Here is a 13,925-nt window from a genome sequence, read left to right as displayed (position 1 = left end):
TCCCCCGTGAGCCATGTCCGGGGACTACTCGCCTCCGCTCGACAGGCACACTCTGGGTACGAGCGCGTTCGGGGTAGGGGATGGCTGTCGTGACGTCGTAAGCAGGGGACGAATAAGGCTGACCGAATACGTCGGCCGATGACGGTACCCTGCGTAAGGGACGGCTAACTACGTGCCAGCAGCCGCGGTAATACGTAGGGTGCAAGCGTTGTCCGGATTCACTGGGTGTAAAGGGTGCGCAGGCGGGCTCTTAAGTCAAAGGTGAAATCTCCCGGCTTAACCGGGAAATTGCCTTTGATACTGAGAGCCTTGAGTACGGGAGAGGGAGATGGAATTCCAGGTGTAGCGGTGAAATGCGTAGATATCTGGAGGAACACCGGAGGCGAAGGCGGTCTCCTGGCCCGTTACTGACGCTCAGGCACGAAAGCGTGGGGAGCAAACAGGATTAGATACCCTGGTAGTCCACGCCCTAAACGATGGGTACTAGATGTCGGCTCCGAAAGGGGTCGGTGTCGAAGCTAACGCAATAAGCACCCCGCCTGGGGAGTATACCCGCAAGGGTGAAACTCAAACCAATTGACGGGGGCCCGCACAAGCGGTGGAGCATGTGGTTTAATTCGATGCAACGCGAAGAACCTTACCCGGGCTTGACATGCCGGTAGTAGGAGCCCGAAAGGGTGACGACCCGTAAAGTCGGGAGCCGGCACAGGTGCTGCATGGCTGTCGTCAGCTCGTGCCGTGAGGTGTTGGGTTAAGTCCCGCAACGAGCGCAACCCCTGTCCCTAGTTGCCAGCGGGTAATGCCGGGCACTCTAGGGAGACTGCCAGCGCAAGCTGGAGGAAGGTGGGGACGACGTCAAGTCCTCATGGCCCTTATGTCCGGGGCTACACACGTGCTACAATGCCGGCTACAGCGGGTTCCGAAGCCGCGAGGCGGAGGCAATCCCTAAAAAGCCGGCCCAGTTCAGATCGCAGTCTGCAACTCGACTGCGTGAAGTCGGAATCGCTAGTAATCGCGCATCAGCACGGCGCGGTGAATACGTTCCCGGGCCTTGTACACACCGCCCGTCACGCCATGGGAGCCGGGGGCACCCGAAGTCGCCGAGCTAACCCCGTAAGGGGAGGCAGGCGCCGAAGGTGAAACCGGTGACTGGGGCGAAGTCGTAACAAGGTAGCCGTACCGGAAGGTGCGGCTGGATCACCTCCTTTTTAAGGAGAAAAACTCTGTCTAAATTGGCCGATGCTCTGTGCACGCCTTAAATTATTTATGGGCCTGTAGCTCAGGTGGTTAGAGCGCACGCCTGATAAGCGTGAGGTCAGTGGTTCAACTCCACTCAGGCCCACTGACCATTTGAGCTATAGGACCTCGGTTTAAGACCGGGGGCGTAGCTCAGCTGGGAGAGCGTCTGGTTTGCAACCAGAAGGTCACCGGTTCGAATCCGGTCGCCTCCACACAAAGAGTTCTTTGAAAATTGGAAGGGTGGAAGTTCCGAGGTTAGTAGCTCTCTAATAAACTGAGCAAACGCTTCGGGACTGAGCCCAGGATAGAAACCTGTATGCGCCTATCTGTAGGTCGGTAGAATTAGTTTTAGCTAAGTTACTAAGGGCACACGGTGGATGCCTAGGCACAGGGTGGCGATGAAGGACGTGGCTACCTGCGATAAGCCCCGGGGAGGCGGTAGCAGCCTGTGATCCGGGGATTTCCGAATGGGGCAACCTGTCCTGAGTAATGTCAGGACATCCCAGTTTTAAGCTGGGAGGCTAACGGGGGGAAGTGAAATATCTCAGTACCCCCAGGAAAAGAAAGCAAAAGCGATTCCCTAAGTAGCGACGAGCGAACGGGGAAAAGCCTAAACCGACAGTGTGCAAAAGGCCACGGCCGTTGCACTGTCGGGGTTGCGGGACATCCACGGACCGAGCCGTGGGCTAGGTCGGGAAGTTACAAATCATCTCGTTAGCCGAATGATCTGGAAAGATCAGCCATAGAGGGTGAAAGCCCCGTAGGCAAAAACGAGATGACTTCCTGGTGGATGATCCCAAGTACCACGGGATAAGCGGAACCCTGTGGGAATCAGGGAGAACCATCTCCCAAGGCTAAATACACCCCTGTGACCGATAGTGCACCAGTACCGTGAGGGAAAGGTGAAAAGAACCCCGGGAGGGGAGTGAAATAGAACCTGAAACCGTGTGCCTACAAACGGTGGGAGCAAATCCTACTTCGGTTTCCGAGGTAGGATGAGTGACCGCGTGCCTTTTGCTTAATGAGCCAGGGAGTTGCCGTGCGTTGCGAGGTTAACGGCCTCAGGCCGGGAGCCGTAGCGAAAGCGAGTCCGAATAGGGCGTCTTAGTAACGCGCGGCAGACGCGAAACCGTGTGATCTACCCATGGCCAGGGTGAAGTGGGGGTAATACCCCATGGAGGCCCGAACCGGTGTGGGTTGAAAACCGCTCGGATGAGCTGTGGGTAGGAGTGAAAAGCTAATCGAACACGGTGATAGCTCGTACTCCCCGAAATAGCTATAGGGCTAGCCTCGCGTAATAGAGTGGCGGAGGTAGAGCACTGATTGGGCTAGGGGCGTCACAACGCTACCAAACCCAGTCAAACTTCGAATTCCGCCATTTCGTTTCGCGGGAGTCAGGCAGTGGGGGATAAGCTCCATTGCCGAGAGGGGAAGAACCCAGACCGCCAGCTAAGGCCCCAAAGTACAGGCTAAGTGATGCAAAGGATGTCGGGTTGCTAAGACAGCCAGGATGTTGGCTTAGAAGCAGCCATTCATTTAAAGAGTGCGTAACAGCTCACTGGTCGAGCGACCCGGCGCCGAAAATTCTCGGGGCTTAAGCCTGTCGCCGAAGCTGCGGTCTCGATAGACGAAAGTCTATCGAGAGGTAGGGGAGCATTCTATTCGGGTTGAAGTCTCAGCGTGAGCTGGGATGGACCGAATAGAAGAGCGGATCCTGGCATTAGTAGCGATAAGGAGGGTGAGAATCCCTCCCGCCGAAAGCCTAAGGTTTCCTTGCGCAACGTTCGTCGGCGCAGGGTTAGCCGGCCCCTAAGGCGAGGCCGAAAGGCGTAGCCGATGGGAAACGGGTTAATATTCCCGTGCCTGCCTGAAACCGATTGACCGCGAGGGGTGACGCAGGAGCGAAGGGCCAGCCACCTGCCGGCTTAGGTGGTCTAAGCCTGTAGGAGGAGGATGTAGGCAAATCCGCATCCTCATAACTCCGAGAGGCGAATGGGAGGGCGTAAGCCCACAAACTGGTCTGGAGCACACTGCCAAGAAAAACCTCGCGCGGGAGGTTTCAGGCAGACCGTACCGGAAACCGACACAGGTAGGCGGGGTGAGTATCCTAAGGCGCGCGAGTGAGCCGTGGCTAAGGAACTCGGCAAATTGACCCCGTAACTTCGGGAGAAGGGGTGCCCCTAGTAGGTGAGTTCCCTCGCGGAACAAGCCCAACGGGGCCGCAGTGAAAGGGTCCAAGCGACTGTTTATCAAAAACACAGGTCTCTGCTAACTCGTAAGAGGAAGTATAGGGACTGACACCTGCCCGGTGCCGGAAGGTTAAGGGGAGGGGTTAGCCCGTAAGGGCGAAGCTCCAAACCGAAGCCCCGGTAAACGGCGGCCGTAACTATAACGGTCCTAAGGTAGCGAAATTCCTTGTCGGGTAAGTTCCGACCTGCACGAATGGTGTAACGACTTGGACGCTGTCTCAGCCACGGGCTCGGCGAACTTGTGGTACCGGTGAAGACGCCGGTTACCCGCCACGGGACGGAAAGACCCCGTGAAGCTTTACTGCAGCCTAGCATTGAACTCGGGCAGGGCATGCGTAGGATAGGTGGGAGGCTGAGAAGTCCCGACTCCGGTCGGGATGGAGCCACCCTTGAAATACCACCCTTGTTCTGTCTGGGTTCTAACCTGCCCTAGTAAATCCTAGGGAGGGACAGTGTTAGGTGGGCAGTTTGACTGGGGCGGTCGCCTCCTAAAAGGTAACGGAGGCTCCCAAAGGTCCCCTCAGCACGGTTGGTAATCGTGCGTAGAGTGCAAGGGCATAAGGGGGCTTAACTGCGAGACCGACAGGTCGAGCAGGTGCGAAAGCAGGGCCTAGTGATCCGGCGGTTCCGAGTGGAAGGGCCGTCGCTCAAAGGATAAAAGCTACTCCGGGGATAACAGGCTAGTCTCCCCCAAGAGTTCACATCGACGGGGAGGTTCGGCACCTCGATGTCGGCTCATCGCATCCTGGGGCTGGAGAAGGTCCCAAGGGTCGGGCTGTTCGCCCGTTAAAGCGGTACGTGAGCTGGGTTCAGAACGTCGTGAGACAGTTCGGTCCCTATCTGTGGCGGGCGCAGGATACCTGAGGGGTGTCACCCCTAGTACGAGAGGACCGGGGTGAACGAGCCTCTGGTGTACCAGCTGTCACGCCAGTGGCACCGCTGGGTAGCTATGCTCGGATGGGATAAGCGCTGAAAGCATCTAAGCGCGAAGCCCACCCCAAGATTAGGTATCCCGAGGCTTTAAGCCCCTGAAGGCCCCTGGTAGACTACCAGGTTGATAGGCCACAGGTGTAAGCGCCGCAAGGCGTTTAGCCGAGTGGTACTAATCGGCCGTGCGACTTAGCTAAAACTAATTCTATCGCTTACAGATTAGGTTTGCAAGCAAGTTTCGTATCCTGTGGCTTTTCCACCCTTCCAATTTTTTATGGTTTTTTGACCCGGTGGCTATAGCGGAGGGGAAACACCCGTTCCCATTCCGAACACGGAAGTTAAGCCCTCCAGCGCCGATGGTACTGGTCGCGCGAGCGACCGGGAGAGTAGGTCGCTGCCGGGTTTTTTTATTTATTAACCCTTCTTAATAACTCGCCTTCCCAAAAGTTTTTACCTATATCATGATAAAAAAATTTAGCATATCAAGTTCTTAACATTAATAACTTTCCAACAAATCAAGACCACCCAAGAGTTTTCTTTGAAATTAAGTGTAAAACTTTTTATATTTTTAAAGCGAAAACTTTTAAAACAAAAACTCGTATAAAGTGAAAAAAGTCATACTCGTAATCCTTGACGGATTTGGAGTTCGCGATGAAAATATACCAATTCAAGGTGATGCAATAGCACTTGCCAAAAAGCCTAATTTTGATTATCTATATGCAAATTACCCCTGGGTTGCTCTCCACGCCTCGGGTGAATATGTTGGTTTACCAGATGGTCAAATGGGAAACTCGGAAGTAGGACACTTAAATATCGGCGCTGGTAGAATTGTTTATCAAGATATCGTTAGAATTAGCAAAGCAATAAAAAGTGGTGAATTCTTTAAAAACGAAGCATTGCTTGGGGCAATTGAAAATGTAAAGCGAAATAATAGTGCACTTCACCTTGTCGGACTTTTATCCGATGGAGGAGTGCACAGCCATATGGAACATCTGTATGCCTTGCTTGAGCTTGCAAAAATGTACGAAATTCAAAAAGTTTTCGTTCATGCTCTTCTTGATGGACGAGATACACCACCATCAAGCGCAATTGGCTATGTTAAAGAATTTGAATCAAAAGCAAAAGAAATCGGTGTTGGAAAGATAGCAGTTGTCGGTGGACGATATTATGGTATGGATAGAGACAACAGATGGGAAAGAACTGAAAAATACTATAGGGCAATGACAGAAGCACAAGGTGAAAAATTCAAAAGTGCAGAGGAAGGAATTTTAAAATCTTATGAAAAAGGAATAACCGATGAATTCGTCGTTCCTTTTATAGTTGTAGATGAAGATGGAAATCCAGTTGGACAAGTTAAAGACGGTGATTCAATTATATTTTTCAATTTCAGAGCGGATAGAGCACGGCAATTAACACGAGCTTTCATTGATGAAAACTTTGATAAATTTCACCGCAGAAAACTTGATGTTCACTTTGTAACAATGACTGAATATAACGATGACTTTGATGTCCCAATTGCTTTCAAACCTGTATATTTGACAAATACCCTCGGCGAGATTATATCAAAACATGGATTAAAACAATTAAGAATCGCTGAAACGGAAAAATACGCTCATGTAACTTATTTTTTCAGTGGCGGTAGAGAAGATCCATTTGAAGGTGAGGATAGAATTTTAATTCCTTCTCCAAAGGTTGCAACCTATGATCTAAAACCAGAGATGAGCGCTTTTGAAGTAACTGAAAAAGTCATTGAGGAAATGGATAAGCAAAAGTATGCTCTTATTGTTCTGAACTTTGCAAATCCAGATATGGTCGGGCACACAGGTGTAATTCCAGCTGCTGTTAAAGCGATTGAAGCAGTTGATACTTGCATTGGAAAAATTTACAACTCCGCGAGGAAAAATGGATATGTTATGATAGTTACCGCTGATCATGGAAATGCTGAAAAAATGATTGACCCGGATACGGGAGAACCGCATACCGCTCACACAACAAGCCAAGTTCCATTTATACTTGTGATGGATGATTATAAAGGTGAACTTAAAAAAGATGGAAAACTTGGTGATATAGCCCCAACGATACTTAAAATAATGGAACTACCAATTCCACCTGAAATGGACGGAGAAATTTTGATGCTTGAGAATGTGCCACATTTTGCAAAGTGATAATCAGTTAAAATCAAATTAGGAGGGAGTTATTATGGCGAAAGCGAAAAAGACATCAAAGAAACCCGCAAAAAAGACTCAACCAAAAGCTGGCGGTGTTTCAAAAAACTATGTTGACACGAAATTTAAAACTTTACAACAGCAGATTGACGAGCTTGTTAAGAGGATTGAATCCCTTGAGTCTAAATTAGGCGTTGAGAAAAAGGAAGAAGTTGAAACAACTGGAAGTGTTGAGGAAAGCTGAAAATTAATCTAATTTAGGTTTTGATTCAAAAGGGGTTGCTTTGGCAACCCCTTTTCTGCTCAATTAAAGATCTTATTTATTTAAGTGAAGATTCAAAAAGTAAATAAAGTAAGTGGAGTAATCCATTTACCGGGGGATAAATCAATCTCGCACCGTGTTGCTCTGATCTCTGCTCTTTCAACTGGGGAAAATGAAATAGAAAACTTTCTTATATCAGATGATACGATAAGAACTTTAAAATGTCTCGCAGATCTTGGAGTTGAAATTGATCTTTCACAAAAATTAAAAATAAAAGGAAAAGGTATTAAAAATTTTCAAAAACCCAATTCAATCCTTGACGCTGGCAATTCTGGGACAACAATTCGCCTTCTTGCTGGGATACTTGCTGGACAAAATTTTGATTCCGAAATAACAGGCGACGATTCACTGCGCAGACGCCCGATGATGCGAATTGTAAAGCCACTTAAGTTGATGGGAGCAAGAATTGAAGCTACCGAAAGCGGGACAGCTCCATTAAAAATTTTCGCTGTTGAAAAGTTAAATCCCATAGAATATGAACTTGAAGTTCCAAGCGCTCAAGTGAAATCTTGCCTAATTTTTGCCGGGCTCCATGCGGATGGGAAAACAACTATAATAGAAAAAATTCCAAGCAGGGACCACACAGAAAGATTGCTTAATTTAAATGTAAAAAACGAAAGTGGCAAAAGAATAATTGAAGTTGAACCGGAAATAAAAATAAAACCACAACACTACGTTATCCCAAGCGATATATCATCAGCGTCTTTTTTTATCGTCGCTGGCTTGATTATCCCAAATTCTCACATAGTTATAAAAAATGTAGGTTTAAATCCAACAAGAATTGGATTTATAGATGTTCTCAAAAAAATGGGGGCACAAATTCAAATTCAAAACTTAAAAGAAGTAACAAATGAACCGATTGGTGATTTGATTGTTAAGTCTGAAAAGGAAATAAATCTTAAAAACTTAACTCTTTCGGGTGAAATAATTCCAAACATCATTGATGAGATACCTATACTTGCAATTGCTGGAACAGTTGCGGAAGGCACTTTTGAGGTTCGCGACGCTTGGGATTTGCGAAATAAGGAAAGCGATAGAATAAAAGCAGTAGTTATGAATTTGAGAAGTATGGGAGTTGAAGTTGAAGAATATGAAGATGGTTTTGCCTTTGAAGGTGGAAAAAAATTAAGGGGAACTTTAATTAAAACATTCGGAGATCACAGGATTGCAATGGCCTTCTCAATCGCCGGATTAATAGCCGAAGGTGAAACATATATAGATGAACCTGATTGCGTTAAAATTTCTTTGCCAAACTTTTACGAAATTTTGAAAAAAATTATAAATTAAAACAAAATGCTCTTTAAGAACCTAACCCAAGGAGGCACGGACAATGGCAGAAGTTAAACTTGAAAATGTGAGCAAAATTTATCCAAATAATGTCGTCGCTGTTAAAGATGTGAGCTTTGAAGTTAAAGATGGTGAATTTATGGTTTTGCTTGGTCCTTCCGGTTGTGGAAAAACTACAACTTTGAGAATGATAGCAGGACTTGAGGAGGTCACGAAAGGTTATATCTATATTGATAACAAGATTGTCAATGATGTACCTCCAAAGGATAGAGACATAGCTATGGTTTTTCAGAATTACGCACTTTATCCGCATATGACCGTTTACGAAAATATGGCGTTTGGATTGAAACTTCGTAAATATCCAAAAAGTGAAATTGATAAAAGAGTCAAAGAAGCTGCAAAAATTCTTGGTATTGAACATCTGCTTGATCGCAAGCCGAAAGAGCTTTCTGGCGGGCAAAGACAACGCGTTGCTGTTGGGAGAGCGATAGTGAGAAATCCAAAAGTTTTTCTGTTTGATGAACCCTTAAGCAATCTTGACGCAAAATTTAGAGTTCAAATGAGAACTGAGATATCAAAACTTCATCAGAAACTTGGTGCAACGATGATTTATGTTACTCATGATCAAGTTGAGGCAATGACGATGGGAGATAGAATTGTCGTAATGAAGGATGGAATAATTCAACAGATAGATACACCTTTAAATCTTTACAATTTCCCTAAAAACAAATTTGTCGCAGGTTTCATCGGCAGTCCATCAATGAATTTTCTTGATGGAAAAATAATCCAAGACGAAGGATTGAAGTTCGTTGAGAATAATAACGGCTTTAAACTTTCAATCCCTCAAGAATACTATGAGAAGCTGAAAAACTATATCGGAAAAGAAGTTGTCCTCGGTGTTAGACCTGAACATATATATGACCCAGTTTATACTCAAATATCAAACGGAGAGAGAATAAAAGTTTTAGTTGATGTTGTTGAACCGATGGGAAATGAAATTTATGTTTATTTTGCGAGTGCAACTGCGCAATGTGTTGCGCGAATCTCTGCTCATGAGGAATTGCAAACAGGGATTTACAAAGAACTTATGATTGATATGAAAAAGGTGCATTTCTTTGATAAAAGCACGGAAGAATCAATTTTGTGTAAGTGAGAATGCTTTCAAGAAAACTAATGAAAATAGTTGAAGAGATAATTTCAAAAGATGATGAAATCCTTGTGCCAGCAAGAAAAATTTATTTGTTGATAAAGTATAATCACAAGGATATATCGCTTCCTACTTTTTCAGAGTTTGTCTCCGCACTTAAGAGGAGCAGGAAATTTGATGTTATTGAATCAAGCGAATCGGTTCACTATGACCTTCCTGAAAGCGTGGAGAGGATTTTAATGCAAGTTGGGATCTATGGGACTGGTCCGAGAGTTAAATTGAGATCTGTTAAGTTGACACCAAAACTGCTCCGTGAGACATTTCTAAAAAGTTATCAAAGGATGAGAGCCGGTGTTGAAGAACTTCTCGCTAAAATTTCTTTGGAATCAGATCTACCTCAGGAGGAGATAAGCAAAGTCGTTGCATCATTTGCGGAGCTTCGCGAGCAGATAAACAAAACAATTCAAATGCTTGAAAAACTTGAACTTTATGAGGCAACTGTAAATCCCAAAAAGAAAAAATAACTTTAAAATGTTTCTTTAAATTGCTATATTAAACAAAAACAAAATTATCTTAAGCCATGGTAACCGAAGAACAAGTATATGAAGCCTTAAGGGAATGCTATGATCCTGAAATTCCCATAAATATCGTAGATCTTGGCCTCGTTTATGAGGTTAAAATCATTGATGATTGGGTCGGTGTTAAAATGACGCTTACAGCTCCAGGCTGTCCAGCACACACATTCATAAGCCAGCAAGTGCGAGAACGACTGCTTAAGATACCAGGAGTAAAAGATGCTGATGTTGTAGTAGTGTGGGAGCCCAGATGGAATCCAAGTATGATGTCTGAAAAGGCAAGAATGATGTTATTTGGTGATTTGGGGTTATCTCCAAATGAAGAAGGTGAGGAGAATAAATAAATTTATAGCACGCCCGGAGGGACTCGAACCCCCAACCTTCTGGTCCGTAGCCAGACGCTCTATCCAGTTGAGCTACGGGCGCATTCCGTCTTAAATATACTGAATAAAAATTTTTATTTCAAATTCAACTCCAAGCGTAAATCTTAGTAAGGTTCACAGCCGCAATCGGCGAAGAACCAATGACATTGACATTTTGGTTTTGTTCCAGCTGGGCAAGTAGTTTCGCAAGATGTTAGCAAGCAATCAGCACGGCATCCTGGAACTTGCAGCGGCTCTACCTTTCTCTCAACAGGTGTAAGCGAAGATAACATAAACTTCAAAAGTTCGCTTTTTTGTTCATCGTTTAATTTCCCAAGCTCTTCACGAAACTTATTTAAATTACTGAAGTATTTTTCATAATCCCTCGCTCTAATGAAAAACGATAAAATTTTCCCCTCCCCAAATCTCTTGAGGAAAATCTGCGAGTTGACCAGGATAAAAATTAATTTTGAGTTAAAGGTACGAAAAAGTTAAAAATCTCTTTTCATGCTTGTCAATCCAAGCAGGTTGAATGGAATGGAGAGCATAATTGAAGCGAGAAATGCTCCTATAATTGCAGATTTGAAAAATTCAGAGTTAAACTTTAAAGATTGAAAGTAAAAAGTTATAGGAACGAAAATAATCCCCGCGAAAATTGAAATTAACACAAGACCAAGCAAAAGAGCGATTGTCGCTCCTCTTGATGAAGCAAGTCTAACGGGGCTTTTTTCCATATAATTTGCAAAATATCCACCCATCCCAAGCCCAAGTGAGACATATGTAAGTGTGACAAAGAAACTCACCGTTGTTATTAATACTCCAATGTTTTGATCTTTTCCAAATGGGAAGACAGATGCATATGCTATGGCTTCGGAGATTATAAGAATCGGAAAGAACGAAATTATAAATTTATGAATGTAAAGCCGCGATAGCTTAACAGGCGATGATCTCACAGCCCAGTAGCTCGGTCCTTCAAGCGAGATCAATGGATAGACAAAACGAATTACAATTGATGCGATAAGAAAAACATTGAATGAAAAAATTGATATAAAAGCGAGGCTTAAAATCTGTGCCTCAATTCTGTATAAGCGCATTTTGGTCAAGCTGGCGATAAATATCAAAACAAGAACAATCATTATTAGAAGATGCACCCACTGACTTGGCTCTCTGAAAAACATCTTTAAATCACGCTTAACGAAAACTTCAACTTGAGGATGAAGAACAGATCTCTTTGCAAAACTTAAAAACTCAACATCAAATCTTTTCTTAATTTTGTTTTTTAAATCAAATGCGATAAACAATGTCTCAAAATAAAGTTTTCGTGCAACCCCGAAGTTAACAAGAACCATCCCGATCGTCGCTGATATTAAAATTAAAAAGTATTTCAAAACCATCTCTGAGTTTCCTCTCGCACTGAAATAAAATATCTCTGCAACCCAATGGTTTGGAAGATATATTGCTATTGAGGGATCAATCTGTGCAAAATACTGATCAATGTGTGGATAGTATTTCATCGCTTCTGTAAATAGCTTCGTCGGATTTACGCTCTTAAAGTAAAGGTAAACTCCAAGAGCATAAATTAAACCAGCAATGATCGCAAGTTTCCTTATGTCAATTCTTTTTGAAAGCTTCAGGATCAACATCAAAAATGTGATGCTGATAGATGCAGACATAAGCATAAATGGAACGATGACGCCGGCAAATGAGAAAACATAAAAGTGTAATGGTTTTGATAAGTAACTTCCATAGCCAAGCAAAATTGCGGTAATAAATATAAACATAGTTGATGAGCTGTAAAAGAAATTGTCAAGAAATTTGACAGTGTAAATTTTTATTGGTTTCACAGGAGTTGCGAGGAAAAATTCAAGGTCCTTGCTTTTGTATAGCGTTGAGTACGCAACGATGATATTTCCCAAACTTACAAGGACGAAAAGAATGAAAAGAAGCATAGACAAGATCCTATGAAATAAGAAAAGTCCAATTTTAATCTCTCCGAGAAGATATGCGGTTGCATAGTTTGAAGAGATGAAGGTTGAAAGAGCAAATCCCGTGAAGACGACAAGCGAACCAAGCTCTTTCAAAACCCCGTTCCACTTTGAATCAAAAGTTGATTTAAAGATTGAAAGTATTTTGAACTTCAAAATCACAAATAAGTCGGACATCTTGATAATTATTTAGTTCGTAAAGCGGTTCTACTTTATCAATTCAATAAACAAGGCTTCAAATTTCCCGTCGTGGCTTCGTTTAAATTCTTCAATATCTTTTGATTCAAATTTAGCAATCAGTTTCCCATCTTTTATTATCCCTATTGTATCGCATAGCTCTTCGGCGACTTCAAGTGAGTGGGTTGACATAAAAATTGTCACACCCTCTTTTGATTTCTGTTTGAGTGTTTCTTTTACAATTTTTGCGCTTCTTGGATCAAGTCCAACCATTGGCTCATCAATTATTATAACCTTTGGATCGTGAAGCAGAGCAGAAGCTATCACGACCCTTTGTTTCATTCCTTGAGAATATTCATCAATTCTTCTGTCAACCCATTTGCCGATCTCAAAGTGTTCAACAAGAAAATCAATCTTTTCTTTTATTTTTTTCTTTTCCATTTTAAAGAGACCGCCAATGAAATATAAAAATTCACGCCCTGTTAATTTATCATACATATGAGGTTGATCTGGGATATAAGCAAGATAGCTTTTGGCTTTTTCGGGTTCTTTTAATGCGTCAATCCCACAGATAAAAATTTTCCCGCTCGTTGGTTGGATCAATCCAGCGATCATCTTTATTGTCGTTGTTTTTCCAGCACCATTTGGACCAAGAAAGCCGAAAAATTCCCCTGATTTTATTTCAAGCGTCAAATTATCAACTGCGATAAAATCACCAAACTTTTTTGTTAAATTTTCAAGCCGAATCATAGAAATTCAAAAATTAAATTTTAAAAGTTCGGTGAAACAACATTTTCTTGATAAAATTCAGTTATTATCCTCGCAGCTTCCTTTGGGTCATCTGTAAGCTCAAAAATTGTCATATCTTCTGGCGATATGTTTCCTTCAAATAGGACTGTATTATTAAGCCAATTTATTAGTCCTTCCCAATATTCGCTTCCCATGAGGACAACAGGAAAACGAGTTGTTTTTCCAGTTTGAATTAAAGTTACAGCTTCAAAGAATTCATCAAGTGTGCCGAAACCACCTGGCAAAACGACAAATCCCTGTGCATATTTAACAAACATCACCTTGCGGACGAAGAAATGTCTGAATTCAATTCCGACATCAACATATGGATTAAATTTTTGTTCAAGTGGAAGTTCAATGTTGATTCCGACGGATAATCCGCCTGCTTCTTTTGCTCCAAGATTTGCAGCCTCCATTATTCCAGGACCTCCACCCGTTATTATTCCAAATCCAGCTTTTACAAGTTCCTTTGCTACCTCACGAGCCATTTCATAATACTTGTGTCCTGGTTTCGTCCTCGCAGAACCAAAGATTGAAACACAGGGACCAAGTTTTGTCATTTGATCAAATCCTTCCACAAATTCAGCCATTATTCTAAAAATTCTCCATATATCTTTTTGCCTGCTCTCAAGCCATATCTGTTCATCTTTTAAAATCCTATCCGTCATAATTTCCTCAAAAAATAGTTTTGGTTTTAA

9 protein-coding genes, 3 tRNA genes and 3 rRNA genes are annotated in these 13,925 nt (G+C 43.4%); 11 read left to right on the top strand and 4 right to left on the bottom strand.

What is annotated here, in order from left to right; translation table 11 throughout:
* Window positions 1-34: 34 nt before the first annotated feature.
* From NZ923_10300 to NZ923_10250, 11 genes are all read left to right on the top strand, one after another.
* Window positions 35-1,208: ribosomal RNA gene (locus tag NZ923_10300) — 16S ribosomal RNA — on the top strand.
* Window positions 1,209-1,268: 60 nt separating this feature from the next.
* Window positions 1,269-1,342 (top strand) — tRNA-Ile (locus NZ923_10295).
* Between the two features lie 36 nt (window positions 1,343-1,378).
* A tRNA-Ala gene (locus NZ923_10290) sits at window positions 1,379-1,451 on the top strand.
* 138 nt (window positions 1,452-1,589) lie between these two features.
* Window positions 1,590-4,615, top strand: a 23S ribosomal RNA gene (locus tag NZ923_10285).
* A gap of 89 nt (window positions 4,616-4,704) precedes the next feature.
* Window positions 4,705-4,821 (top strand): 5S ribosomal RNA (rrf, locus tag NZ923_10280).
* The 16S, 23S and 5S rRNA genes sit together here with 2 tRNA genes alongside, the layout of an rRNA operon.
* Window positions 4,822-5,023: 202 nt before the next feature.
* Window positions 5,024-6,583: a 2,3-bisphosphoglycerate-independent phosphoglycerate mutase gene (gene gpmI, locus NZ923_10275; GenBank protein ID MCS7230402.1), complete on the top strand. Its 1,560-nt coding sequence runs from the start codon at window positions 5,024-5,026 to the stop codon at window positions 6,581-6,583.
* Between the two features lie 34 nt (window positions 6,584-6,617).
* On the top strand, window positions 6,618-6,827 hold the full coding sequence (locus NZ923_10270) for a hypothetical protein (GenBank protein MCS7230401.1): 210 nt from the start codon (window positions 6,618-6,620) through the stop codon (window positions 6,825-6,827).
* A gap of 84 nt (window positions 6,828-6,911) precedes the next feature.
* Window positions 6,912-8,192, top strand: a complete 1,281-nt coding sequence (aroA, locus tag NZ923_10265) for a 3-phosphoshikimate 1-carboxyvinyltransferase (GenBank protein ID MCS7230400.1) — start codon at window positions 6,912-6,914, stop codon at window positions 8,190-8,192.
* Between the two features lie 43 nt (window positions 8,193-8,235).
* Window positions 8,236-9,345 carry a sn-glycerol-3-phosphate ABC transporter ATP-binding protein UgpC gene (ugpC, locus tag NZ923_10260; protein MCS7230399.1) on the top strand — a complete coding sequence of 370 codons (1,110 nt, stop codon included), beginning with the start codon at window positions 8,236-8,238 and terminating at the stop codon, window positions 9,343-9,345.
* Window positions 9,346-9,347: 2 nt separating this feature from the next.
* Window positions 9,348-9,863, top strand: coding sequence for a hypothetical protein (locus NZ923_10255; GenBank protein MCS7230398.1), 516 nt, complete (start codon window positions 9,348-9,350; stop codon window positions 9,861-9,863).
* 56 nt (window positions 9,864-9,919) lie between these two features.
* On the top strand, window positions 9,920-10,258 hold the full coding sequence (locus NZ923_10250; GenBank protein ID MCS7230397.1) for a metal-sulfur cluster assembly factor: 339 nt from the start codon (window positions 9,920-9,922) through the stop codon (window positions 10,256-10,258).
* An 8-nt stretch (window positions 10,259-10,266) separates the two neighbouring features.
* Here the strand turns inward: NZ923_10250 and NZ923_10245 are convergent.
* The 4 genes from NZ923_10245 to NZ923_10230 form a co-directional block, all read right to left on the bottom strand.
* A tRNA-Arg gene (locus NZ923_10245) sits at window positions 10,267-10,340 on the bottom strand.
* 427 nt (window positions 10,341-10,767) lie between these two features.
* Window positions 10,768-12,417, bottom strand: a complete 1,650-nt coding sequence (locus tag NZ923_10240; protein ID MCS7230396.1) for a hypothetical protein — start codon at window positions 12,415-12,417, stop codon at window positions 10,768-10,770.
* Window positions 12,418-12,468: 51 nt separating this feature from the next.
* Window positions 12,469-13,188, bottom strand: a complete 720-nt coding sequence (locus NZ923_10235) for an ABC transporter ATP-binding protein (GenBank protein ID MCS7230395.1) — start codon at window positions 13,186-13,188, stop codon at window positions 12,469-12,471.
* 20 nt (window positions 13,189-13,208) lie between these two features.
* Complete coding sequence (locus NZ923_10230) at window positions 13,209-13,895, bottom strand: TIGR00730 family Rossman fold protein (GenBank protein ID MCS7230394.1); 687 nt, start codon at window positions 13,893-13,895, stop codon at window positions 13,209-13,211.
* Between the last annotated feature and the right edge of the window lie 30 nt (window positions 13,896-13,925).

Source organism: Candidatus Kryptonium sp. (assembly GCA_025060635.1).
In the GTDB taxonomy this organism is placed as follows: domain Bacteria; phylum Bacteroidota; class Ignavibacteria; order Kryptoniales; family Kryptoniaceae; genus Kryptonium.
The sequence above is the reverse complement of the archived record's forward strand: the minus strand, read 5'-3'. Positions and strand labels throughout refer to the sequence as shown.